General features: G+C 69.5%; 17 protein-coding genes and 1 pseudogene. 14 read left to right on the forward strand and 4 right to left on the reverse strand.

The window, feature by feature from the left end:
- Positions 1 to 21 precede the first annotated feature (21 nt).
- From OQF71_RS02875 to OQF71_RS02915, 9 genes are all read left to right on the forward strand, one after another.
- On the forward strand, positions 22 to 1,947 hold the full coding sequence (locus tag OQF71_RS02875) for an ATPase, T2SS/T4P/T4SS family (RefSeq protein ID WP_280585688.1): 1,926 nt from the start codon (positions 22 to 24) through the stop codon (positions 1,945 to 1,947).
- On the forward strand, positions 1,944 to 3,770 hold the full coding sequence (locus OQF71_RS02880) for a type II secretion system protein (RefSeq protein ID WP_280585689.1): 1,827 nt from the start codon (positions 1,944 to 1,946) through the stop codon (positions 3,768 to 3,770). Before OQF71_RS02875 ends, OQF71_RS02880 begins: the two co-directional genes overlap by 4 nt.
- Before the next feature lie 56 nt (positions 3,771 to 3,826).
- The gene (locus OQF71_RS02885) at positions 3,827 to 4,315 is read left to right on the forward strand and encodes a hypothetical protein (RefSeq protein WP_280585690.1); all 489 of its coding nucleotides are present in this window, start codon (positions 3,827 to 3,829) and stop codon (positions 4,313 to 4,315) included.
- A complete protein-coding gene (locus tag OQF71_RS02890; RefSeq protein ID WP_280585691.1) occupies positions 4,296 to 4,736 on the forward strand; it encodes a hypothetical protein in 441 nt (146 codons plus the stop codon). The genes OQF71_RS02885 and OQF71_RS02890 overlap by 20 nt, the downstream gene beginning before the upstream one ends.
- Before the next feature lie 697 nt (positions 4,737 to 5,433).
- Positions 5,434 to 8,670, forward strand: coding sequence for a hypothetical protein (locus tag OQF71_RS02895; RefSeq protein ID WP_280585692.1), 3,237 nt, complete (start codon positions 5,434 to 5,436; stop codon positions 8,668 to 8,670).
- A gap of 41 nt (positions 8,671 to 8,711) precedes the next feature.
- The gene (locus OQF71_RS02900) at positions 8,712 to 9,185 is read left to right on the forward strand and encodes a DUF5791 family protein (RefSeq protein WP_280585693.1); all 474 of its coding nucleotides are present in this window, start codon (positions 8,712 to 8,714) and stop codon (positions 9,183 to 9,185) included.
- On the forward strand, positions 9,182 to 10,117 hold the full coding sequence (locus OQF71_RS02905; protein WP_280585694.1) for an NAD-dependent epimerase/dehydratase family protein: 936 nt from the start codon (positions 9,182 to 9,184) through the stop codon (positions 10,115 to 10,117). Before OQF71_RS02900 ends, OQF71_RS02905 begins: the two co-directional genes overlap by 4 nt.
- Before the next feature lie 76 nt (positions 10,118 to 10,193).
- Positions 10,194 to 11,369 carry a DHHA1 domain-containing protein gene (locus OQF71_RS02910; protein WP_280585695.1) on the forward strand — a complete coding sequence of 392 codons (1,176 nt, stop codon included), beginning with the start codon at positions 10,194 to 10,196 and terminating at the stop codon, positions 11,367 to 11,369.
- Positions 11,370 to 11,441: 72 nt separating this feature from the next.
- Positions 11,442 to 11,573: a hypothetical protein gene (locus OQF71_RS02915; RefSeq protein ID WP_280585697.1), complete on the forward strand. Its 132-nt coding sequence runs from the start codon at positions 11,442 to 11,444 to the stop codon at positions 11,571 to 11,573.
- A gap of 36 nt (positions 11,574 to 11,609) precedes the next feature.
- Here the strand turns inward: OQF71_RS02915 and OQF71_RS02920 are convergent, their stop codons facing one another.
- A complete protein-coding gene (locus OQF71_RS02920) occupies positions 11,610 to 12,827 on the reverse strand; it encodes a proteasome-activating nucleotidase (RefSeq protein WP_280585698.1) in 1,218 nt (405 codons plus the stop codon).
- A 139-nt stretch (positions 12,828 to 12,966) separates the two neighbouring features.
- Here OQF71_RS02920 and OQF71_RS02925 point away from each other — a divergent pair, with 139 nt between their 5' ends.
- The 4 genes and pseudogenes from OQF71_RS02925 to rad50 all read left to right on the forward strand — a co-directional run bounded on the left by OQF71_RS02925 (position 12,967) and on the right by rad50 (position 17,722).
- On the forward strand, positions 12,967 to 13,230 hold the full coding sequence (locus OQF71_RS02925; RefSeq protein WP_280585699.1) for a helix-turn-helix domain-containing protein: 264 nt from the start codon (positions 12,967 to 12,969) through the stop codon (positions 13,228 to 13,230).
- Positions 13,231 to 13,332: 102 nt separating this feature from the next.
- Positions 13,333 to 13,686 (forward strand): annotated as a pseudogene (locus tag OQF71_RS02930) (hypothetical protein).
- Positions 13,683 to 15,038: a DNA double-strand break repair protein Mre11 gene (gene mre11 / locus OQF71_RS02935; protein WP_280585700.1), complete on the forward strand. Its 1,356-nt coding sequence runs from the start codon at positions 13,683 to 13,685 to the stop codon at positions 15,036 to 15,038. The pseudogene OQF71_RS02930 and the gene mre11 overlap by 4 nt, the downstream one beginning before the upstream one ends.
- Positions 15,035 to 17,722 (forward strand): DNA double-strand break repair ATPase Rad50, encoded by a 2,688-nt coding sequence (rad50, locus tag OQF71_RS02940; protein WP_280585702.1) that lies wholly within the window; start codon positions 15,035 to 15,037, stop codon positions 17,720 to 17,722. Before mre11 ends, rad50 begins: the two co-directional genes overlap by 4 nt.
- A gap of 52 nt (positions 17,723 to 17,774) precedes the next feature.
- Here rad50 and OQF71_RS02945 read toward each other — a convergent pair whose 3' ends face one another.
- The 3 genes from OQF71_RS02945 to OQF71_RS02955 are packed head-to-tail and all read right to left on the reverse strand — an operon-like array spanning position 17,775 to position 18,900.
- The gene (locus OQF71_RS02945; protein WP_280585704.1) at positions 17,775 to 18,221 is read right to left on the reverse strand and encodes a hypothetical protein; all 447 of its coding nucleotides are present in this window, start codon (positions 18,219 to 18,221) and stop codon (positions 17,775 to 17,777) included.
- Between the two features lie 26 nt (positions 18,222 to 18,247).
- On the reverse strand, positions 18,248 to 18,670 hold the full coding sequence (locus tag OQF71_RS02950; protein WP_280585706.1) for a hypothetical protein: 423 nt from the start codon (positions 18,668 to 18,670) through the stop codon (positions 18,248 to 18,250).
- Positions 18,671 to 18,726: 56 nt separating this feature from the next.
- Positions 18,727 to 18,900: a hypothetical protein gene (locus OQF71_RS02955; RefSeq protein WP_280585708.1), complete on the reverse strand. Its 174-nt coding sequence runs from the start codon at positions 18,898 to 18,900 to the stop codon at positions 18,727 to 18,729.
- 102 nt (positions 18,901 to 19,002) lie between these two features.
- Between OQF71_RS02955 and OQF71_RS02960 the strand changes: the two genes are divergently transcribed.
- Entirely contained in the window at positions 19,003 to 24,354 is a 5,352-nt protein-coding gene (locus OQF71_RS02960) for a DNA polymerase domain-containing protein (protein ID WP_280585709.1), read from the forward strand.
- Positions 24,355 to 24,447 lie beyond the last annotated feature (93 nt).

Raw genomic sequence — 24,447 nt, forward strand, 5'->3', positions numbered from 1 at the left:
GAAGCCGGGAGCACGCCCGCCGTGAACCTCGATCTCCCCTCGCTGCCACGGATCGGCGGCGGCGATCCCCCGCTGCGATCGCTGCCGTGGACGGACGACGAGCGCGACTGTCGGTGCGAGCCGACGTTCAGAGAGCCGGTCGGCACGGGCGTCGGCGATCGTGTCGTGCTGGCGGTCGACGCCGATGACTGCTCGGGCCGCGGCGACCTCGCCGAGAGCCCGGGCTGCCTGGCGACCGTCGTCGAGGCGCTCGCCGAGCGCGACGCCGACGTGATCAGGACCCGTCACCGAGGACGAGAGCGGGCGTACACCGGGCGCGCCGCCGCGTGCTTGGTCGCAGCGGGTCGGTTCCGCGAACGCGTCGGCTTCCACGAGACGCGACTCGCCGACCGCGTGCTTCGCGATCCGGTCGGCGCCGCCCGGGAGGCCGCCGGACGCGAGGGACCGCCGAGCCGAATCGCGGCAGAGACGGGGCTGTCGACGGTCGTCGAGGGAGCCGACGAGGTCGGGGACGTGGTGCGGGCGCACACTGGGCCTCGGATCGCGGCCGCACGGGTCGCGACCGCGCCGCCGCCGAAGGCCGCGCTCGTCGATCGTTGGGAGCTCGATACCGGGGCGATCGTCCGGTTGTACGAAGGGTCGGGGGCGCTCCGGACGTACCACCTCACGCCGCCGGTTCGGGATCTCGACGACGGGGCAACCGAGCGGCTCGACGGCGCCAAGCGGCGGCTACTCGACGATCCGGCCGGTGGAGAGCGGGCTCCCGGTCGCGCGGCCCGAGCGGCCGCCGAGGACGACGACCCCGTCTCGACGCTGGCCGAGGTACTCCGTCGGTACACGCGCGGGTACGGCGCGTTCGAGCACGTGTTCGCGGACGACCGGGTCAGCGACGCGACGCTGTCGGCGCCGGTGACCGAGAACCCGCTGCGCGTCGTCGTCGACGGCGAGCGTTGTCGGACGAACGTCAGGCTCCCCCCCGAGGGAGCCGCCACGCTCGCGTCTAGACTTCGCCGGACCAGCGGGCGGGGGTTCTCACGAGCGAGCCCCACGCTCGACGCGACGCTGGAGACGGCCGCCGGCCGCGTCCGCGTCGCCGCGACGACCGACCCCGCCAGCGACGGGCTCTCGTTCGCCTTCCGCCGCGGCGACCCCGACGCGTGGACCCTCGCGCGGCTCGTTGACGTCGGGACGATCACCCCGACGGCCGCCGGGCTCCTCTCCGTCGCCGTCGAGCGCGGCGTGACCGGTCTCGTGGCCGGCGGACGCGGTGCGGGGAAGACGACCGCGCTCGGCGCGCTCCTGTGGGAGCTCCCCGCGGAGACGCGGTCAATACTGATAGAGGACACCCCCGAACTCCCGGCGAGCGCACTGGCGGCCGCCGGACGAGACGCGCAGCGCCTCCGCGTCGGCGACGGGGCGGAACCGTCGCCGAGCGACGCGGTCCGGACCGCGCTCCGACTCGGCGGCGGTGCGATCGTCGTCGGCGAGGTCCGCGGCGAGGAGGCGCAGGCGCTCTACGAGGCGATGCGCGTCGGCGCGACCGGAGAGACGGTGCTCGGAACGATCCACGGCGAGGATCCGGCCGCCGTCAGAGAGCGAGTTGTCTCCGATCTCGGCGTGTCGTCGTCGTCGTTCGCCGCGACCGACCTGATCGTCTTGCTCGACGACCACCGTATCGACGTGATCGCCGAGGTGGTCGGTCACAACGACGGTGCCGCGTTCGATCCGCTGTTCGAACGCACGGCCGGAGGGCTGACGCCGACCGGACGGATCGACCGCGGCGAGAGTCGGCTCATCGAGCGGCTCGCGGGAACCGACGGATCGTACGCCGCAGCGAGGACGGCCGTCGAGGAACGCGGCGAGCGGATCGGCGAGGCAGTCGCCGCCGGACGAACGGAGCCGGATCGATACGCCGAGTTCGTCGGCGTGGACGGTGAGACCGGATGACGAAGCCGATCGACGACCCAACCGACAGCTCAACGCGTCGGCGGACAGACGCCGACACGAACGGGTCGCCCGAGCTCCGTCGCGCGATCGCGTTCCTCGGGTGGGACGCATCGGCCGAACGTGTCGTCGAGCTCGGCTATCGGGCTGGCGTCGGCGTCGGCCTCCTCTGTGCCGTCGCGCTTTCCCTCGCTATCGGCCCCGTTCCGGGAGGGCTCGCCGGGCTCGCCGGGGGACTGACAGCGACCCACGCGGTCCATCGGACACCGGTGTGGCTCGCCACGCTCCGACGGACGCGGGCGCTCGGAGCCGCGCCCGGACTCGTCGGCCGGCTCGTGTTGCGGATGCGTCTAGACCCGTCGGCGGAGCGCGCCGTCCGGTTCGCCGCCCGCACCGGAGACGGACCGCTCGCCGACGGACTGGCGCGTCACGAGCGGGGGAGCGCGGACGGACCGACGAGCGGGCTCCGCGCGTTCGCCCGCGAGTGGCGGCCGTGGTTCCCCGCGATCGACCGCGCCGCCGCGCTGGTGCGGACGGCGGCGTCGGCGCCGGCGGAGCGGCGGGGACGCTGTCTCGACCGCGCGCTCGACGCGACGATCGCCGGAACGACCGATCGCCTCGCTGCGTTCGTCGGTGAGGTCCGCGGCCCCGTCTCGGCGCTGTACGCCTTCGGAGTGCTCCTCCCGCTGGCCCTGATAGCCCTGCTTCCCGCGGCGGCGGCGTCCGGCGTTGCGATCGGGACCGGCGTCGTCGCGGGGCTCTACCTCGGCGTGCTTCCCGCCGGACTGTTCGCCGCCTCAGCGTGGCTCCTCTCGCGCAGACCGGTCGCGTTCGCGCCGCCGTCGATCGACGGCGACCACCCGGACGTGCCGGACCGAGCGCGGCACGCGGTCGCGGCCGGCGTGATCTCCGGGATCGTCGCGGCGCTCCTGGCCCCACGGCTGGTCGCCGGATGGGCCGCACCGGTGGCCGGGATCGGCGTTGGAGCGGGGACAGCGCTTCTCGTCGGCGTTCGGAGGCGGCGGGCGGCGCTCTCGGGGATTCGCTCCGTCGAGCGCGGGCTTCCGGACGCCATGACCGTCATCGGCGGAGACGTGGCCGAAGGGGTCGCCGTCGAGACGGCGATCGCGAACGCGGGCAAGCGACTCGACGGCGCCACCGGCGAGCTGTTCGAGCGTGCCGGGCGCCGGAGCGAGACCCTCCGGGTTGGGGTTCGAGAGGCGTTTCTCGGCCGGGGCGGGCCCGCCGTTCCGGTTCCGTCGCCGCGGGTTCGGGGGGCGGTCGCCCTGCTCGCCGTCGCCGCGCGAGAGGGCCGTCCGGCGGGCGACGTGCTCCTCGAACTCGCCGACCAGCTGGAGGAGCTCCGGGCGCTCGAAACCGACGCACGGCGGCAACTCGCGACCGTGACGGGCACGCTGACGAACACCGCTGCGGTGTTCGCGCCGCTCGTCGGCGGTGCGACGGTCGCGCTCGCGACGGGGATCGACGCGGTCGACGCCGGGGGACTGGGAGCCGGGGCGACCGCCGGTGCGGACGCGCTTGGGGTCGGTGGGACCAGTGGTACTACCGGCGTCGAGAGCGCGAGTGCGGCCGAGGCGACCGCGGGTTCCGCGGGCGACCCCGGAGCAGGAGCGCTCTCGGTTCCGGTGCTCGGCCGGATCGTCGGCGTCTACGTGCTGATTCTCGCAGCGCTACTCACTGCGCTGGCGACCGGTCTGGAGCGCGGCTTCGACCGGACGCTGGTGGCTTACCGCATCGGAATCGCGTTGCCGACCGCGACGGCGACGTACCTCGTCGCGTTCGCCGGTGCGGGGGCGCTGCTGTAGCGACCGGCTCGGGTCTGCGGCCGACATTTAAATACCAAGCCGCGGCCAGCCGCTCCATGCTCGAGACGCACCTCGACGCGACGTACGCGTGGCTCGGCCTCGCTGTGGTGAGCGTTGCGACGGCCGGCGTCACCGCAACGCTCCCGGCGTCGCCACCACCAGACGCGGCCGGCGCCGCACACACGATCGAGACGGTCGCCGGCGGAGAGTATCCCGCGACGGCGGAACACGGACTCGCGGCGGAGCGGGTCCGCCTCACGCCCCGGTCCGTCTCCCTCGACGGAAACGGCGGAAGCGCTCGGGCGCCGCTTTACGCCTCACGGATAACGCCGGTCCCGCCGAGCGATCGAGGCGGGGCCGACGATAACCGGCTCCGGCAAGTGCTCGACGGCGTCCCGCCGGACGCCGCGTTCGACGATCCCGATACGCTGTCGACGGCGGCGGAGCGCGCCCGGGGCGCCGACCACGGCTGGCGGCCGGCGCCGGAGCGGCTCACCGTGAGACGAGTCCACTACGGAGGAATACATGTCACGCTCGTCGGATGAGCCGTCCGACGCCCGGAATGCGGCCGTGGACCGTGCGGCGGTCGAACCGCTCGCCGCGCTCGTCGCAGTGCTGGCCGTCGGCGCGGCGCTGGGATTGTACACCGTCGCACTCGACGACGCGACGGTCGATCGAGAGCGCCCGAGCGCCGAGACGGCCCTCGACCGAGCCGAGCGGACGGCGACGGTCGGCGGTGTCGTGGAGCCGAAGCGGCTCAGCGACATTGAGACGTTTCGGTATCCGACGACAGTGACGGTGACGGCCGGCGGGAGGACGTGGCGGATCGATTCGGGTGACGACGCGCCTGGACCGGCGGCGGTCGGCGGCGACGGCAGGGCCGCGGTAACCGAGCGACCGGTGACCGTGCGAGTCGGTCCGGGCCGGAACGTGCGCGGGACGTTTCGCGTGGTGGTCCGTCGGTGACGAGCACCGTGCTCGACGTGACGGTCTTGCTTCTGTGCGTGTCGGCGAGCATCGTCGCGCTCGGCGGCGTCGGCGGCGAGGTCGGCATGAGGGGGCCGACCGCTGACGAGGCGGCCGATCGGCTGGTGACCGAGACGGTAACCGTGCGATACCGAGCGCCCGAAGCGGCGAACGGTAGCCGGACGATACACGCGACGCGCGCCGAGCTGCTCGCGCTGCTTGTCGCGCGTCCCGGAAAGACGGATGGCGGACGTAGTGCCACCAGAGATCGCGACGCCACGGATGTAAACGGGTTCGAAGCGCGAGCGGCGGCGGCGGTCGCGACGGGACTCGACGAACGGACGCGGATCGATGCGACGGTCCCGGCGCCCGAAAGCCGGGAGCGCGGAACGCAGAGGCCGACATCCGACCGACGCGTCCCGAATCACCGCGGCGGCCGGCGAGCCGCCGGTCCGATAGCCGTGACGGGGACGCCGAACGCGCCGCGAGTCCCTCGACGAGTCGGGCCCCACGCTGACGGCGACCCGCGGGGAGACGAAGGGCGGCGGTCGGGGGCGACCCGGAACGAGAGGACAGTCGCCGTTGGCGTCGAACCGCCGCGGAACGTCGACGTCGCGACAGCGGTCATCACGCACCCGGCGCCGAGCGCGACCGGGAGGGAGGCCTCCGTCCGCATCGTCGTGAGGAGGTGGTGAGCGTGTCGAAACGCAACGAGACGTTCGACGGCGAGAGGGTCGGGCGGCGGTTCACAGTCGACGAGCGTGCGCGCGTCCCCTTCGCGCTGATCGGCGTGCTGCTCCTCGTGACGAGCACGGCGTACGCCGCGGGGATCGCGGACCAAGGGCTCGTCGGCGAGGACCGGAGCGTCGAGCGGGCCGTCGAGCGCGTCGACGCGGACGCCACTGCCGCGCTGCGGGCCGCAGCGCGAGAGGCGGCGCACGACGCGGCGCGCGAGCCGGTGACGCGGGCGCCCGAAGGCGGTGCCGCAGCCGAGGCGGTGCGCGAGGAATCACCCTTCGCGGACGCGTTCCGGATCCGGCTCGGGGTCGCCGGCGCGGATGCACTTTCCGCCGTCGACACCGAGATCGGGCCGGTGACCGCGACGGTGTCGTTACCGGCAGTCGATGATCGAGAGGACCTCTCGGCGGCCCGCGACCGTGTTCGCGTCGAGCCGGCGGCGAACGGGACGGCGACGAGCGTGACTTTCGAGGAGGTCACGACGACCGCGGTCCGGAACGGACGGACGGTCGTGAACCGCACCGAGAACAGGACCGTCGTGGTGGCCGTGCCGACGCTCGCCGCTCACGAACGGACGGAGCGGTTCGAGGAACGGCTCAACAGGGGACCGGTCGAGGGGCCGGGACTCGGTCGACAGCTCACCGCGAGCCTCTACCCGATGACTTGGGCGCGCGGTTACGCGCAGTACGCCGGGGCGCCAGTCGAGAACGTCCTCGCGAATCGACACGCGGAGCTGTCGACGAATGCTGGGCTCGTCCGGACTCAGCGGGCCGTCTTCGGGACGAGCGATCCGGACGCCCGCGGCGGGGTGGCACGGGCGACGGCGCGGACCGGCGTGAGCGATCTCCTCGCACCGACCGGCGTCCACGAAGCTTCGTGGACCGACGCGGTGCTCGGGGCGCCGACGCCGACCAGTTACGGGGAGGCCGCGCCGCGACCGAACGCCGGGACAGATCCGAACAGAGAGCCGATCGAGGACGCGGCGTTCGAGCCGAAACGAGACCGGACCGACGAAGAAACGCCGGTCCCGATCGGGCATGCAGCGGACGTCGGAGCGACCCGCATCCACGACGATCTCGACGAAGTGATCGAGGGCGCGTACCGAGTCGAGGCCGACGTGCAGACCGCGACGGCGCAGGTCGCGGACGGCGGGCGGCTTTCGCCGCCGGCACCGGGCGGCGGATGGGACCGCGTCAGCGTGTCGCGGTCGGAGCGCCTGACGGGCATCTCCGGGAGTGACGTGCCGAGAGGGATTCCCGCGGGAACTGTCGAACCCGGTGAGCCGGTCTCGTTCGGTGACGCGAGCCGCGAGGTGACAGTCGAGCGTACCGCGACGACGACGTGGGAGCGAGAGATCGTGGAACGGGGCCCGAACGGGACGGTCGTTGACCGCACGGTCCACCGGAGGACCACGTACGACGAAGCGACCGACCGCTACCGTGTTCGTGTCTCGGTGACGGGCCGACACTCACCGACCGACGGCGCGCCCGCCCGACCCGCCGCGACGTTCGGGGCGGGGAGCTCAGATGGCGGCCCGGACCTGCGGGAGACGCCGGCGGCCGCGCGCTCGGCGCTCGGCATCGACACGGCGGCTGGCGTGGACCGACTCGCCCGCGACGCCGTGCAGAGCGGTGACATCGACGACTCGACGGTCGTCCACGGATCTCGGTCGGACACCGGGCGGGACCGCGTGGCGGCCGATGTCGCCGCGCTCGCGAGCACGGTCCGGGAGTTCGAGACGGACGCGTCGATGGAGGCGGCGGCGGTCGGCGAGGCGGAGCCGTACGCCGACCTCGCGGACGCGGTCCGGGACCGCCGCGCGGCGCTCGTCGACGCACCGACGACGTACGACGGCGCGACCGACCGGGCGCGGGTCGCCGCACGCGCGGCGTACGTCGACGCCGTCGTCGCGGAGCTGGAAGCCGCCGCGGCGGACCGCGAACGCGCGACCGACGGGTTCCTCGATCGGGTGAACGGGGCTTTCGGCGGCCCCTCTGTCGGCGAGGCGATCGCCGCCCGCGAGGCCGCCCGAAACCCGGGCACGTACACGGTCGCCGGCGACGGTCCCGGGGGAGCGGTGACGTTCTCACCGAGAGGGTCACCGGGGTACCTGCCGCGGACGACGATCGATGGCGAACGGACTGACGGCGCGAGCGAAATCTCGACGCGGCCGCTCGTGGTCCGGAACGTGAACTACGCCACCGTCCCGTACGGCGAACTGTCGAGCGGGATCGTAGACCGGATCCTCGGCGCCGGCGACACGATCCGAGTCGGCACCGCCGGGCGCGCGCTCCTGCTCGCTGACGAGGCGCTGGCCGCGGGCGACGACCCGGAGCTCCGGACCGAGCGAGACGCGCTCGCGGAGCGGGTGGAAGGATCGCTGCGCGCCGTCGATCGTGAGCTCGAAGGCGTACTTCGGGATCGGACCTCGCTGACGCCCGAGGAGCGGCGTGAAGCGATCGACGCGGCCGCCGAGTCTTACGGTTCGGCGGGGGAACGAGCAGCCGCGGTCGGCGGCGGTGAGTACGCCGAGCGCGTCGCCGTCGAGGCCGCTGCCGCAGGAGCCCTTTCGACCACGGGGAAGGAATCGCTGGCCGCGCATCTCCGCGTCGCGACCCGGCAGGCGGCCGGCCGAGACGACGCCCGTGTCCCGACGCGGTTCGTCGAGCCTCCGACGAAGGGCGCGCGGCTCCTGCTCAGAGACCGCATGGAGAGCGCGATAGAGAGCGAGGCGGCGCGGGCGGGTGAGGCCGCGACTGGGGAGTTGAGCGAGAGGGCAGCCGAAGAGCTCGGTGAGGAGTGGTCGCTGAAGCCCGTTCGGAGCGTCGGTGCGGGACTGCCGGTCGCACCGGTGCCCGGCTACTGGGTGACGACGGTGAACGCCTGGCGCGTGCAGGTCCGCGGGGAGTATCCCCGATTCGCGCTGCGGGCCGACGTTGGCACGCCGGGCGAACCGTTCGAGTACGTCCGACAGGAGGGCGATGTGACGCTCGATCTCGACGGGAAAACCGTGCGGCTCGGAGCCACGGAACCGGTCCGGTTCGAGACGGGAACCGTCGTCGCGGTCGCGGTGCCAGCCGGTCCGCCCGGCGTCGGCGACGTCGACGGCACCCGCGACGAGGCCTCCGCCGGGTGGCCGTGTCCGGGTCCGACGGAAGCGCCGAGTGGAGGAGACGGGGAGTGTACGGCCGCGTAGTCGACCGCAGTCGTTTTGAGAGACGCCGACCGAGGGCGACCATGTTTCACGAGGTCGTCGAAGACGGGACGGTACCCGATGTCTCCGGCGTCGGTGGGAGCCCCGACGCCGACGCAGACGGGGTGACCGCGAGCGCGCTCCTCGCGGCGTTCGAGACGCTGGTGAGCGGGGCGGTGGCCGAGGCCGGCCGCGATCGCATCGGTGAGGAGACCGGCGTCGACGAGTCGGCGATCGAGGCGGCCGCCGACGGCAACGTGGCCGGACTCGGCGTTACCGACGGGGCGGCAATCGTGGCCGTGAGCGCCGATCGCGACGCCGAGACGGTCGTCGCGGAGCTTCGCGACCACCTCCTGATGGGAATGGCGACGGCGGTGCTCGACGTCGACACACTCGCGGCGGCGATCGACGCCGACCTCACCGGGCAGGAGGTCCAGCAGGCCCTCGAGGGACGCGCCGGGATGACGCTGGGACAGCTCGCGGAGCTCATGGCGGTCATCGAGCACCGGAAGCGATGAGGGTCGTCATCGTCGGCTGCGGCTACGTCGGGCTCGAACTCGCGGCGCAGCTCGCCGATCGGGGTCACGCGGTAACGGGCGTGCGGCGGTCAGACGCGGGCCTCGACGCTATCGGGGCGGTCGGGACGGAGATTACCGAGAGCGGCGGGAAAGCCGCGGGAACCGTCGATGCGGTGCGCGCGGACGCAACCGATCCGGGGTCGCTCAACGCGCTACCCGACGCGGACGCCGTCGTCTTCGCGGCCAGTTCGGGCGGGCGGGGAGCCGACGCGGCCCGTGAGGTGTACGTCGACGGCCTTCGGAACGTGATCGAGGCGTACGACGGGCGGCCGTCGCCGCCGGACAGGCTCGTCTACACCTCCTCGACGGGCGTGTACGGCGACCACGACGGCGCGTGGGTCGACGAGGAGACGCCGATCGAGCCCACCACGGAGAAGACGCGGGTCCTCGCCGAGGCGGAACAGATCGCGCTGGAGGCGGCGGACGACGCCGGAATCGACGGGACCGTGGCCCGGTTCGCCGGACTATACGGACCCGGGCGGTATCGATTGGAGCGGTACATCGAGGGTCCCGTCACCGCGGGGTACCTCAACATGGTCCACCGGGACGACGCCGCAGGGGCGATACGGTACTTCTTCGAGGCGGACGCTGCACGCGGCGAGTCGGTTGTGGTGGTCGACGACGAACCGGTCGATAAACACTTGTTCGCCGACTGGCTCGCCGGCGAGTGCGGCGTTCCGCGGCCGGCGAAGCGGTCGAAGGCCGAGCGGATCGCCGCCGGAGACCTCTCCGCGGCCGCCGAACGGCGGATCCGAACCAGCAAGCGCTGTTCGAACGACCGGCTGCGCGCGCTCGGCTACGAGTTCGCGTATCCCACGTTCCGGGAGGGATACCACGATGCGGTGCGGTCGTTCCGCGCGGCCGAGGAGTGAGCCGACTCCGGTCCCGTCGTCGGTCGGTCGGAACAGTGACGAACCTTCATGTGTCGGGAGGGAGTCTCTGACACATATGTGGAGCCTGAGCGCGGCCGGCGAGCGGCTCTCGCAGGCGGAGACGCTCGTCCGGGAAAATCCGGAGGTGACGGCGGTCGCCGTCGCCATCGTGCTCGTCGCGATCATCGGTGGGTACTTCCTGTTCCGCGCCCGCTGGACGCCGGGAGTGCGATTCAGGCGACTGCTCGCCGAACAGGACGAAATTGCGGTGCTGATGCATCCGAACCCCGATCCGGACGCGATGTCGTCCGCCCTCGGCGTCGCGTCGCTGGCGACGCAGATCGGCGTCGACGCGACGGTGCAGTACCCCGGACAGATCCGCCATCAGGAGAACCGCGCGTTCCGAACGGTGCTTGACCTGGACTTAGAGCCGATCGAGCACGTGAGCGATCTCGCCGCGGAGTCGGTGGTGTTGGTCGATCACAATGAGCCGCGGGGGTTCGCCGGCGCGGACGGCGTGCTCCCCGTGGCGGTCGTCGATCACCACCCCGGCGACGGCGCCGGTGAGCTGTTCACCGACGTCCGCACTGACTACGGCGCGACGGCGTCCGTCATCGCCGAATACTTCCAGGAGAACGACGCGACCCCGGTCCCGCCGGACAAGCACGCGAGCGAAGCCGACAGCGAGTTCACGCTTCCGACGGAGACCGCGACCGGACTGCTGTACGGGATCCTCACCGACACGAAGCACCTCACCGTCGGCGCCAGCGATCCGGACTTCGCGGCCGCCGCGTACGTGTATCCCGGCGTCGACCAAGACCGCCTCGACCGCATCGCGAACCCCGCGGTCGACGCGGAGGTGTTGGAGGTGAAAGCGCGAGCCATCGCCGGGCGCCGAATCGAGGGGTCATTCGCGGTGGCCGACGTGGGCGGCGTGAACAACGTGGACGCGATTCCGCAGGCGGCAGACGAGCTGATCCAGCTCGAGGGGGTCAGCGCCGTCGTGGTGATCGGGGAGCGGGACGGAACGGTCCATCTCTCCGGGCGCTCCCGGGACGACCGGGTCCACATGGGTAACGCGCTCGACTCGGTACTGTCGGACGTCGAAAGCGGAGACGGCGGCGGCCACTCCCGGATGGGCGGCGGAACCATCGCGCCGCGGATCGACCCGACCAGCGACGACGGACCGGAGACGGTCGATCGGGACGAGCTCGCCGATGCGCTGTTCCGAGCCATGGCCGGCGACGTGTGATCGTCGCCGGACCGCGAACGAGACGCGGCGCTCGACGCTAGTTTTTAACTGTCGAGCCGCGGAGTGGAAGGTATGAACATCGATTTCCTGACTGACGACGGCTGGCGGGCGCTCGCGGGGGTCGGCGTCGGGTACGCGCTCGCGACCGCCCTGATATTCGGTCTGCTGTTCGCGGTCCCGTACCTGATCGTGCGGGCGTTGTGACGAGGAAAAGGCGGATCTGAAGGCGGCGGGCTGGGATCAGGCGAACGCGAGCGAGTCGTCGGCGCCGCCGTCGTCGTCCTGCTGGAGCTTCTCGTGAGCCTCAAGAAAGTCGTCGAGCGTGACCTCGGTGCGGTCGTCGCGGATGGCGAACATCCCGGCCTCGGTGCAGATGGCCTTGATGTCGGCGCCGGACGCCTCCGGGGTCATCTCGGCGAGCTCGTCGAAGTCGATGTCGCTCGCGAGGTTCATCTTCCGGGTGTGGATCTGGAAGATGATCTCGCGGCCGTCGGTGTTCGGCTTGGGCACCTCGATGAGGCGGTCGAACCGACCCGGGCGGAGGATGGCGGGATCGAGCATGTCGAAGCGGTTGGTCGCGGCGATGATCCGGACCTCGCCGCGCTCGTCGAAGCCGTCCATCTCGGAGAGCAGCTGCATCATCGTCCGCTGGACCTCGGCGTCGCCCGAGGTCTTCGAGTCCGTCCGCTTCGAGGCGATCGCGTCGATCTCGTCGATGAAGAGGACGGCGGGCTGGTTCTCGCGGGCGACCTCGAATAAGTCGCGGACGAGCTTCGCGCCCTCGCCGATGAACTTGTGGACGAGTTCGGAGCCGGCCATCTTGATGAACGTCGCGTCCGTCTCGTTGGCGACGGCCTTCGCGAGCATCGTCTTGCCCGTGCCCGGCGGGCCGTACAGCAGGACGCCGCTGGGCGGCGTGATACCGACGTCCTCGAACATGTCGGGGTGTTCGAGGGGCATCTCGACGGTCTCGCGGACCTCCTGCATCTGGTCTTCGAGCCCGCCGATGTCGGCGTAGGTGACGTCGGGTGAGTGCTCGACCTGCATCACGCGAGCCCGCACGTCGGTCTCCTTCTCCAGCTTCTTCACGACGGACAGCGAGTTGTTGACCGCGACCCGGTCGTCGGGGTCGAGCTTCTCGCGCATCTCTGGGGTGATCTCCGTGAGCGCCTCTTGATTGTTGCCGTGCTGTTTGATGACGGCGCCGTCGGGCGTGATCTCTTGGACAGTCGCCACGAACAGGGGGGACTGCTTCAGCTTCTTGTTCTCGTGGGTGAGCCGTTCGAGCTTCTGCTGGTACTTGTTGTTCTCCGCGTTGGCGTCGAGGAGCTTGTCGCGCATCTCCTCGTTTTGAGACTCCAGCACGTCGAGCTCTTCCTGGAGAGACTCGATTTTCTCCTGTCTCGACGCCGCCCCCTCGTCGTAGGGCATCTCGACGTCGTCGACGGTGTCTGTCATTGTTCGTAATAAGGCGTCTCGCGCGTAAGAGGTTTCGGGTGGGGGAGAGTCGAGCGGGATGAATCGAAAAGAAATGCACAATGGTAATTAAATAGGATAGTAAATATTATCTAACAGCATGAGATAAGGGAAGGTACGCATGAGCACCACCGACTCCGTCACCGCCGACGAGGACGTCACGGACCGCTGGAGCGCCGTCCGCGATCTGCCGCCGAGCGCGAAGCTCGTGGCGAAGGTCCTTGATTACAACGACACGCTGACGCAGAGCGAACTCGCCGAGGAGACGCTGCTCCCGCCCCGGACCGTCAGGTACGCGCTCTCGCGGCTGGAAGACGAGGACGTCGTCGACTCGCGGTTCTCCTTCACCGACGCCCGGAAGCGGCTGTACACGCTCGCGGTGTAGGTCGACGGAGTCGACGAGACGCAGGCGAAGCGGCCACGGCGAGGGCGCACAGCCGACGGTCGGGAGGCCCCTGCTTATCCCCGATGCCGACGCAGAGACGACGTGGTCTCGACTACCGCCGTCAAGCGGGCCCTGGCCGCGCTGGCGACCCGCACCGACACCGCGACTCGGCCGTACGTCGCCGTGATCGACGAGGCCGAGGCCGCGCGAACCGACCTGCGGCGCGCCGCCGCGTTCGTCGAATCCGTGGGACTGGACCGGCTGTCGGAGGCGGTCGCGGCCGCCGAGCGCGACGGCGACGAGGGCGCGGCCGAACGGGGTCGTGCGGCGCTGGCGACCTACCGAGAGTTCCGCGAAGTGGCGGCCGGCGGAGAGTGAGGTGAGCGGGCCGCCGACCACTTCCGCTCCGCCCCCGGAACCCCTAAACCCGATACCGGCCAAGAGCCGGGCAGATGACACGGGTGATCCACACCGGCGACACCCACATCGGGTACGCGCAGTACCACTCGCCGGTCCGACGCCAAGACTTCCTCGACGCCTTCGCGGCCGTGATCGACGACGCGATCGACGGCGACGTCGACGCGGTGGTCCACGCGGGGGACCTCTTTCACGACCGGCGGCCCGAGCTCGCCGACCTGATGGGGACGATATCGATTCTCCGCCGGCTCGACGACGCCGGGATCCCCTTCCTCGCGGTCGTCGGGAATCACGAGTCGACGCGGGGCGGCCAGTGGCTCGATCTGTTCGAGCGGCTCGGACTCGCGACCCGCCTCGGCGACGAGCCGATGGTCGTCGGCGACACGGCCTTCTACGGACTCGACCACGTCCCCGTCTCCCGCCGCGACGACCTCGACTACGCGTTCGCCGACCGCGACGCCGACTACGCCGCCCTCGTCGCGCACGGCCTCTTCGAGCCGTTCGGCTACGCCGACTGGGACACGGAGGAAGTGCTCGCGGAGAGCGACGTCGCGTTCGACGCGATGCTCCTCGGCGACAACCACACGCCCGACGTCGCCGAGGTGAGCGACACGTGGGTCACCTATCCCGGCTCCACGGAACGCGCGAGCGCGAGCGAGCGCGAGGGGCGCGGCTACAACCTCGTGACCTTCGACGCCGACGCCGCGGGCGGCGACGACCGCGTGGATATCCGGCGGCGCGCGCTCGACACGCGCCCGTTCGTCTTCGTCGAGGTCGAACTCCGCGAGGGCGAGGGCGCGGCGCGGGTGCGCGAGCGCGTCCGCCAACACGACCTCGACGACGCCGTGGTCCTCGTCGACGTGACCGGCGACGGCGACCCCGTCACCCCGGCCGCGATCGAGGAGTTCGCGACCGAGGAGGGGGCGCTCATCGCCCGGGTCACCGACCGCCGCGAGGTCGAGACCGACGCCGAGGTCGACGTGAGCTTCGCCGACCCGGAGGACGCCGTCCGCGAACGGATCGAGGAGATGAGCCTGTCCGAAGCCGCCCGCGATGTCGACGAGGCGGTCCGTGCCGACACGCTCCCCGACAGCAACGTCAGGGCGACGGTGAAGGGTCGGATCGAGGAGCGGATCGACGACCTCGACGCGTTCGATCGGGGCGCCGTCGGTGGCGAGAGTGAGCCCGGCGCGGGCGCGGAGGGCGAAAACGCCGACGGCGACGCCGGTGACGAGGATGACAGCGCCGATAACGGCGACACCGGGGTAGACGATAGCGCCGATAACGGCGACGTCGACGAGGAAACCGAGACCGACGGCGACACCGCCGACGAACGGAGCCGCGAGACCCCTGCGACCGACGGTCAAGTGTCCATGGAGGACTACCTGTGAACTTCGACCGAATCCGCCTCTCGAACTTCAAGCCGTACGGCGACGCCGACCTCCGTCTGACGGAGGGGGTCACGGTCATCCACGGGCTCAACGGCAGCGGCAAGTCGTCGCTGTTGGAGGCCTGTTTCTTCGCGCTGTACGGGTCGAGAGCGCTCGACGGCACCCTCGACGACGTCGTCACGAAAGGCGAGGAGGAGACGGAGGTCGAACTGTGGTTCACCCACGACGGAACGCCGTACCGCATCGAGCGACGGCTCCGGGTGTACGACGACCGAGTCGACCACCAATGCACGCTCGAATCGACCGACGAGAGCGACGTGAGTCGCGACGGCGCTCGGGCGGTGCGCGAGTTCGTCACCGAGCTGCTCCGGATGGACGCCGAGGCGTTCGTCGGCTGCGCGTACGTGCGGCAGGGGGAGGTGAACGAGCTGATCAACGCCACACCCCGGGAGCGACAGGACACGATCGACGACCTGCTCCAGCTCGGGAAGTTAGAGGAGTACCGCGAGCGCGCCGGCGACGCCCGGCTCGGCGTCGAGGACGTGTTGGAGAACCGCCGCGGGCGGCTCGACCAGCTCGACGAGCAGATCGCGGCGAAGGAGGAGCGCGACCTCCACGAGCGGCTCAACGGGCTTGAAAGCGACCTCTCGGAGATCACCGACGAGATCGATCGCTACGAGGACCAGCGCGAGCGGGCACGGGAGACGCGCGACGACGCCGCGGAGACGCTCTCGACCCACGCGGAGAAGCGAGAGGAGCTGGAGTCGGTGAAGGCGGAGATCGGCGAGATCGAGGAGGCGATCCGCGAGGCCGAGCGCGAGCGCGACGAGCACCGGGACGCGATCCGGGAGGCCCGAGAGCGGATCGGCGAGATCGAGGCCGCGATCAGCGACGGGCTCGACGACTCCGGCCTCGAGGCGGCCGACGCGGAGGCGATCGCGGCCCGCCGCGAGGAGCTCGACGATCGGGAGGAGACGGTCCGCGAGGAGCTCGGCGACGAGCGGGTGAGCGCAGAGGCGTTCCGGAACCAGGCGACGAGCCTCGCCGGGAAGGCCGACGACCTCGCCGAGCGCGCGACGGAGCTGGAATCGGAGGCCGACGACCTCGCCGACGAGGCCGAGACGGCCGCCGACGAGGCCGACGAGCGCGAGTCCTCGATCGAGGAGCTCCGCGGGGAGGCCGGGACCCTCCGCGAACGGTTCGCGACCGCCGACGTTGACCGCGGCGACGTCACCGACGAGCGCGAGGCGCTCCGAGAGCGACGCGGCGAGGTCCGCGAGCGGATCGCGGAGCTGTCCGCGGAGCTGAAGAACGCCCGCAAGCGCGTCGAAGAGGCCGAGGAGCTGCTCGCGGCTGGGAAGTGTCCCGAATGCGGCCAGCCGGTCGAGGACTCGCCGCACGCGACCGGGATCGAGGAAGACCGCGAGCGCGTCGGCGAGCTGGAGTCCGAGATCGGGTCGGCCCGCGAACGCGAGGAGGACCTCGACGACCGGATCGAGAGACTGGACGGCCTCGCGGCGGCGGCGGACCGGCTCGACGAGATCGACGAGACGACCGAAATGCTCGAAGAACGGGTCGAGGAGAAGCGCGCGGAAGCAGAGGAGAAGCGCGCGGAAGCAGAGGAGAAGCGCGAGCAGGCCGAGAAAAAACGCGGGCAGGTCGAGGAGACCCGCGAGATCGCCGCGGAGAAACGCGAGCAGGCGGAGGCGGCCGGAGACCGCGTTTCGGAGCTCGAAGAATCTCTCGCGGAGGTCGACGACGCCCGGGAAGCGGTGGACGCCGTCGAAGAGCGAATGGAGGCGATCGCCGACGCGGAAGAGGGAATCGAGCGCCGCCGCGAGAAGCGCGAGACCCTCGCGGAGCTGAACGACGAGCGGCGCGACCGGCTCGCCGACAAGCGCGAGCGGCGCGACGAGCTCGCGACCGCGGTCGACGAGGCGGCTGTCGAGGAGGCGAAGAAGCGGAAGGAGAAGGCAGAGCAGTACCTCGAACGCGTCGACGGAGAGCTGGACCGGCTCGCGGAGCGGCGGACGGAGCTGGAGAACGCTATCGGCAGCGTGAACGGCGAAGTACGGGAGTTAGAGAATCTCCGCGGGGAGCGCGAGGGGCTTGCCGCGACCGCCGAGGCGCTGGAGGGGCTCCACGAGGAGACGAGCGACCTGGAGGCGATGTACGGTGACCTCCGCGCTGAGCTCCGGCAACGCAACGTCGCCGAGCTGGAGCGCACCCTCAACGAGACGTTCGACCTGGTGTACGGCAACGACGCCTACTCGCACATCGAGCTCGACGGCGAGTACGCGCTCACCGTCTACCAGAAGGACGGCGAGGCGCTCGACCCCGGGCAGCTCTCCGGCGGCGAGCGCGCCCTATTCAACCTCTCGCTGCGCTGCGCGATCTACCGGCTGCTCTCCGAGGGGATCGAGGGCGCGGCGCCGACGCCGCCGCTCATCCTCGACGAGCCGACCGTCTTCCTCGACTCCGGGCACGTCTCTCGACTGGTTCGGCTCGTCGAGGAGATGCGCGGCTTCGGCGTGGAGCAGATCCTCATCGTCAGCCACGACGACGAGCTGGTGGGCGCCGCCGACGAGCTGGTCACCGTCGAGAAGGAGCCGCGCTCGAACCGCTCGACGGCCCGCCGCGCGGACGCCGCCGAGCTCGACGTCGCCTCGCTCGCGGACGACTGATCGGGCGCGAGGCGGTGTCGCTCATCGCGTCACGGGGGAAGCACGCGACCGACTACGCGTCGTTGCTCGCGTCCGGTCCGCCCCGCAGAAGTTCGAGCGCGTCGCTCGCGGGATCGGTCGCCGCGTACCCCCGTCGTCCACCGACGTCCACCTCGTCGATGAGGTCAGCCGCGCGCAGTTCGGTGACCGTTCCGTGGAGGTCGGACTCGCACATGTCGGCCGTATCGAGCAGCTCGATCACGGCGATCGGTCCCTCGTCGACGACCACCGCGAGCAGGCCGAGCGACCGGTCGTCGTGGACCGCGCGTATCGTCCGTCGAATCGACACAGGGATCCCGGAGGCCGCGGTCGCGAGCGGCGACTCCCCGTCGACGACGCGGATCTCGTCGTTGTCGACGTAGCGCTCCGCGCCCGTGGCGGGGTCGCGGACCCGGCTCGACTCCGCGGAGCGCTTCACGAGGAGGTACGTGTCGCCGTCGGCGTCGCGGACCGTCTGCATGGGTGGAGGAGCGTGGCCCGGAGTCATTACGCTTCCGGGGGTGCGACGCCGTCGCCCTCATCGCCACCTGCGGGGTCGTCGTCGCTGTCGTCGCCGTCTGCGCCCGCCTCGTCACGCGAGCGCTTCCAAGCCCGGTACGTCTGGTAGGTCCGGACGCCCGCGAGAACCCCGGCGACGAGGAGGACTGGCCCGACCCGCGACCACCCCTCGAAGTACCACACCATCGGGCCGAGGGCGACGAGGAGCACTGCGGCGTTCGCGTAGATCACGGCGACGACGAACGCGCGGAGCGTGCCGGAGTCGACGTCGCTCGCCCCCTCGAAGTCGCCGCCGTCGTCGAACGTCTTCACCGAGGGCGCCTTCGGGATATCCGGGGTCATCTCCCGCTCGGCGTCGGAACTCTCGCCGAAGGAGACCTCGCCCTCGTCGTCCTCGTCGAGACTGAACACGGCCGACCTACGTGGGGGCGGGACAAAGGGGTTCCGTCGCGACCGAGCCGACCGCCTCAGACCGCGTCGACGAGCCGGACCGTTCGGCTCGCCTCGACCCACGCGAGGGGGTTCGCGGCGTCGAACAACACCACGTTACCGTCGTCCTCGTACACCTCCACCTCGGCGTCGACCGCGTCGCGACCGGCCGGGCGAGCACCCTGGGGTTCCGAACGTGGGTCCGAAGACATAGACCGTGGTAAGTAGTCACACATTAAAGGCCTTTCCGTGACGGGGCTCCTCGCCGGACCCGAAAGCCGAGTTTTTTAGCCGGGTGCCGCCGAAGGACCGATATGACTCAGTCGGGGCTGTCGGACTTCTCGCCGACCGGAGACGCGGGCGGCGGGGGGGACGACGGCACGGAGGCCGAACGGGAGGACCTCGCCGCGCAGGAGGCGGCCGTCGTCGCCGGCGGCGGACGAGGGCGCGTCAGCGACGTCGTCGACGTCGACGAGGCGAAGTTCCCGGAGCCGACGGGGACCGTCGAGCTGATGATCACGCAGATCGACTACGCCGTGGAGGGGTACGGGAGCGACGAGTACCCCGTCGTCCACGTCTTCGGCCGGCGGCCGGCGGAGAACGTCGACGGCGACGTCGAGGACGACGTCCGCGAGCACGTCCGCGTGCTGGGCGTCGAGCCGTACTTCTACGTCCCCACGGCCGACCTCGACCGCGACCCCGTCGAGGCGTACGACGTCGTGATCGGGACGCGCGAGGAGGGCCCGGACGGCGAGCCGTACGAGAGCATCCGCGGCGAGCCGCTCACTCGGATCGTGACGCGGACGCCCCGTGACGTCGGGAACATCCGCGACGACTTCGAGACCAGCTTCGAGGCTGACATCCTCTTCCCGAACCGCTTCCTGATCGACAACGGGCTCAACGGCGGGATGCGCGTCGAGGAGCGCCGGCTCGACGACGGCTCCGGAACGATACAGGTCCACGAGGGGCAGTTAGAGCCCGCCGAGGTCGACGCCGACCTCCGCGTGAACACCTTCGACATCGAGGTCGACGACCGGCGCGGCTTCCCCGAGGACGGCGAGGAGCCGATCATCTGTCTCACCAGTCACGACTCCTACGACGACGAGTACGTCGTCTGGCTGTACGACGCCCCCGAGGCCGAGATTCCGCCGCCCGAGGACCTGCCCGGCTATGAGGGGATCGTGGGCGACGGCGAGAAGCTCAATTTTAGGGTGCGCACCTTCGAGGAGGAGGCCGCGATGCTCGACGCGTTCGTCGACTACATCCAAGACACCGACCCGGATCTCTTTACCGGGTGGAACTTCGAGGACTTCGACGCGCCGTACGTCCTCGACCGGATGGACGTGCTCGACGGCGGGAGCCAGTACGACCTCTCCGTCGACCGGCTCTCCCGGATCGGGGAGGTGTGGCGCTCCGACTGGGGCGGTCCCGATATCAAGGGTCGGGTCGTCTTCGACCTGCTGTACGCGTACAAGCGGACGATGTTCACGGAGCTGGAGTCGTACCGTCTCGACGCCGTCGGCGAGCGCGAGCTCGGCGTCGGCAAGGAGCGCTACACGGGCGACATCGGCGACCTCTGGGAACAGGATCCGGAGCGTCTGCTCGAGTACAGCATCCGCGACGTCGAGCTGTGCGTCGAGATCGACCGGAAACAGGACGTGATCGCCTTCTGGGACGAGGTGCGCACCTTCGTCGGCTGCAAGATCGAGGACGCGCCGACTCCCGGCGACACCGTCGACATGTACGTCCTCCACAAGGCGTTCGGGAAGTTCGCGCTCCCGACGAAGGGCCAGCAGGAGTCGGAGGAGTTCGAGGGCGGCGCCGTCTTCGACCCGATCACGGGCGTCAAGGAGATGGTGACGGTCCAGGACCTGAAGAGCCTCTACCCGATGTGTATGGTGACGATCAACGCCGGCCCGGAGACGAAGGTCGACCCCGTCGAGTACGACGGCGAGACGTACGTCGCGCCCAACGGGACGCACTTCCGGAAGGAGCCGGACGGGATCATGCGCGAGATGGTCGACGAGCTCCTCTCCGAACGCGAGGAGAAGAAGGCGCTCCGGAACGACCACGACCCCGGCACCGAACCGTACGAGCAGTACGACCGACAGCAGGGAGCCGTCAAGGTTATTATGAACTGCTTCACGCCGGACACCGAGGTCGTGACTCCCGACGGCATTCGGTCGATCACGGATCTAGAGGTCGGCGACGACGTGTACTCGCTCGATCCCGACACGGAGGAAATGGAACTCAAGACGGTCGAGGAGACACACGCGTACCCCGACTATCGAGGCGAACTCGTCGATGTCGAGACCTCGAAGATCGACTTCCGCGTGACGCCGAACCACCGGATGCTGGTCCGGAAAAACGAGACGAACGCGATCACCGAGGACGGATACAGCTTCGTGGAAGCCGGAAATCTCGATCGGGCGACCAACTACGAACTGCCCCACGACTGGGACGGCCCGGACGGGGAGCGGGTTGACGAGGTCGACCTGACCGAACTCGTCGACGGCGAGTACGAGGTGTGGGTCCGACCGAGCGTCCACGGCCACACGTTCACCGCCGAACTCGGCTGGACGCCGCGACGCGTTCCGAAGGCGGACGTCGGCGAGACCGGCTACGTGTTCACGGCGGCGGAGTTCGAGGAACACCGCGAGTACGTCGAGTCGGTGTGCGAGCGGAGCTACGTTCACCGCGAGTCCGGGCGGAAGTGGATCCCGCGGACGTTCGACGGCGACGACGTCCTCGAACTGTTCGCGTGGTACGTCACGGAGGGGAACGTGTACACGTCCGAGGAGAAGCGGTTCGGCGGCAACCTTCGCGGCCCCGCGACCACGGTACAGATCGCACAGGACGCCGTGGCCGACGGCGGCGACTCCGACCACGAGACGATCGGGGATCTCCTCGATCGGATGGGGTTAGACTACTACGTCGACGACCGCAGCTACCAGTTCACCTCGGAGCTGCTCGGGGACCTCCTCCGGGACCGCTGCGGCGCCGGGAGCTTCGAGAAGCGGATCCCGGACCGCGTCTTCGAGGCGACGCGGGCGCAGAAACGCGCGTTCTTGGAAACCCTGATCGACGGCGACGGCGACCGGCAGAGCGGATCGTGGCGGTACACGACATCGAGCGAGCGGCTTCGAGACGACGTGCTCCGCCTGTGTGCCCACCTCGGGCTCACCGCGAGCTACAACCGCGACAGCGGGAGCTGGCGGATTTACGTCACGGAGGACGGGAAGAACACGCTCCGGATGCATCGGAGCGGGTCCCGAAGCGAGGCCGAAGACGGTGTTTACTGCGTGACCGTCGAAGACAACCACACGCTCCTCGCGGGGCGGAACGGGAAGTTCCAGTTTGTCGGCCAGTCGTTATACGGCGTGACAGGGTGGGATCGGTTCCGGCTGTACGACAAAGAGGGCGCAGCGGCCGTCACGGCGACCGGTCGCGAGGTCATCGACTTCACCGAGGAGGCAGCCAACGAGCTCGGCCACGACGTTGCGTACGGCGACAGCGTCACGGGCGACAGACCCGTCGTCGTGCGCGATCCTGAGGGTATCGTTCGAATCTTGCCGATTGCCGATCTCTTCGAGCGCTCGGACGCGACTGCGAGCGAGGATCTGATTGTTACCGCCGACGGCGGGCCTGTCGCTTCGATGTCGGTCGAGAAGGAACGGGGTCGCGTGGACGGGTGGAAGGCTCTTTCGGTGACCGAGGACGGTGAACCGGAGTGGCAACCGATCGAGCAGGTGATCCGGCACGAGACCGACAAGCCGGTCGTCAACCTCCAACATAAGTTCGGTGAGTCCACGACGACCAGAGACCATTCGTACGTCGTCGAAGAAAACGGCAGACTCGTCGAAACGAAGCCGGAAGACGTCGAAGAGCCGCTTCGGGTACCCAGTCTCCCCGAGGTCAAAACGGTAGAGAGGATCGACATATACGACGTGTTAGAGGGGTACACGCGCGAGTACGAAGACGGTCGAAGCGTCGGCAGTGAGAACGCGGAGACGAAGGTCAAGCGAGTCCACGCAAACGATGATTGGGTCTGGTTTGGCCACAAGCACCACAACACGATAGAGCGGAGTATCAAGGTACAGCGACACGTCGAGTTGGACTCGGAAGAGGGTCGGGCGCTCGTGCGGCTGCTCGCCGCGTACGTCACCGAAGGGAGCGCGTCGACGATCGAGACGACCGATTCCAGGTTCGGCGCGAGCATCGCCGAATCCAGAACGGAGTGGCTAGAAAGCCTTCGAGACGATTACCTCCGTCTGTTCGACGGAGCGACTGCAAGTGTCATCGCGTCAAACACGTCTGACGAGCGAACGGTCGAGTACGAAACGGACGACGGAGGTCAGTCGGTTACGTACGACGATGGCACCTACAAGCTCCAGATGATGAACGAACTCTCGGCGGTGTTCTTCCGTGAATTCGCCGGACAAACGTCGCGTGGAAAGCGTATTCCGGGGTTCGTGTTCAATCTCCCCGAGGATCTCCAACAGCTCTTCGTCGACGTGCTCGTGGAGGGCGACGGCTCACGCGAATTCCCGCGATACTCGACCGAATACTGCGAGCGAAACTTCGACTTCGAGACGACGAGCCGGGAACTCGCGGCGGGCCTCTCGACGCTTCTCACCCAGCGCGGGGAGAAACACTCGCTGAAGTACAGGGAAAACAAAGGAAGCTACACGATTCGAACGTGTGATTACTACCGCGGCGGACGAGACCCGGTCGTCGAGAAAGTGGATCACGACGGGTACGTGTACGATCTCAGCGTCGCCGAGAACGAGAACTTCGTCGACGGTGTCGGCGGTATCGTCCTACATAACACCGATTCGGTCATGTTGTCCCTGGGCCAAGAAGTAGATAAGCAAGAGGCAATCGAGACCTCCTTCGAGATAGAGGATCATATCAACGAGCGCTACGACGACTTCGCGCGCGACGAGCTGAACGCCGAGTTCCATCGCTTCCAGATCGAGTTCGAGAAGCTCTACCGGCGGTTCTTTCAGGCGGGCAAGAAGAAGCGGTACGCCGGCCACATCATCTGGAAGGAAGGGAAAGACGTCGACGACATCGACATCACTGGCTTCGAGTACAAGCGCTCCGACATCGCACAGATCACGAAGGAGGTCCAGCAGAACGTCATCGAGACGATCGTGACGGGCGACGACATCGACGAGGACATGGAGGAGGTGAAAGCGTACCTCGTGGACGTCATCGCACGCGTGCTCGACGGCGACATGGACCTCGACGAGATCGGGATCCCGGGCGGGATCGGCAAGAAGCTAGACGCCTACGACACCCCGACCGCACAGGTCCGGGGGGCGAAGTACGCGAATCTCATGCTCGGGACCAACTTCGGGAGCGGGTCGAAGCCGAAGCGGCTCTACATCGAGAAGGTTCACCCCGACTTCTGGCAGCGGATGGAAGAGGGGGAGGGGCTCGACCCGCAACGGGACCACCTGTACGGGGAGTTCAAGCGCGATCCGGACGTGATCTGCTTCGAGTACGCCGACCAGGTTCCCGAGGAGTTCGAAGTCGACTGGGAGAAGATGCTGGACAAGACGCTGAAAGGGCCGATAGAGCGCGTGATCGAGGCGCTCGGAATGTCTTGGGAGGAGGTCAAGACCGGACAGGAGCAGACCGGGCTCGGCTCGTTCATGTAAGCTGACCGTCTCGTCACGAAAGGAGTTTTTGATCATCGGAAAGATTCTTGCCAAATTTGAGAGTTTTGACGGGGAGATGCGTAACCATTAACC

The sequence above is a fragment of the Halorubrum sp. Boch-26 genome (genome assembly GCF_029889805.1).
Taxonomy (GTDB): domain Archaea; phylum Halobacteriota; class Halobacteria; order Halobacteriales; family Haloferacaceae; genus Halorubrum.

Excerpts from the sequence above, each read along its gene's own strand:
- OQF71_RS02880 (WP_280585689.1), top strand. The coding sequence starts at position 1,944 with ATGACGAAGCCGATCGACGACCCAACCGACAGCTCAACGCGTCGGCGG.
- OQF71_RS02885 (WP_280585690.1), top strand. The coding sequence starts at position 3,827 with ATGCTCGAGACGCACCTCGACGCGACGTACGCGTGGCTCGGCCTCGCT.
- OQF71_RS02890 (WP_280585691.1), top strand. The coding sequence starts at position 4,296 with ATGTCACGCTCGTCGGATGAGCCGTCCGACGCCCGGAATGCGGCCGTG.
- OQF71_RS02900 (WP_280585693.1), top strand. The coding sequence starts at position 8,712 with ATGTTTCACGAGGTCGTCGAAGACGGGACGGTACCCGATGTCTCCGGC.
- OQF71_RS02905 (WP_280585694.1), top strand. The coding sequence starts at position 9,182 with ATGAGGGTCGTCATCGTCGGCTGCGGCTACGTCGGGCTCGAACTCGCG.
- OQF71_RS02910 (WP_280585695.1), top strand. The coding sequence starts at position 10,194 with ATGTGGAGCCTGAGCGCGGCCGGCGAGCGGCTCTCGCAGGCGGAGACG.
- OQF71_RS02915 (WP_280585697.1), top strand. The coding sequence starts at position 11,442 with ATGAACATCGATTTCCTGACTGACGACGGCTGGCGGGCGCTCGCGGGG.
- OQF71_RS02920 (WP_280585698.1), bottom strand. The coding sequence starts at position 12,827 with ATGACAGACACCGTCGACGACGTCGAGATGCCCTACGACGAGGGGGCG.
- OQF71_RS02925 (WP_280585699.1), top strand. The coding sequence starts at position 12,967 with ATGAGCACCACCGACTCCGTCACCGCCGACGAGGACGTCACGGACCGC.
- mre11 (WP_280585700.1), top strand. The coding sequence starts at position 13,683 with ATGACACGGGTGATCCACACCGGCGACACCCACATCGGGTACGCGCAG.
- OQF71_RS02945 (WP_280585704.1), bottom strand. The coding sequence starts at position 18,221 with ATGCAGACGGTCCGCGACGCCGACGGCGACACGTACCTCCTCGTGAAG.
- OQF71_RS02955 (WP_280585708.1), bottom strand. The coding sequence starts at position 18,900 with ATGTCTTCGGACCCACGTTCGGAACCCCAGGGTGCTCGCCCGGCCGGT.
- OQF71_RS02960 (WP_280585709.1), top strand. The coding sequence starts at position 19,003 with ATGACTCAGTCGGGGCTGTCGGACTTCTCGCCGACCGGAGACGCGGGC.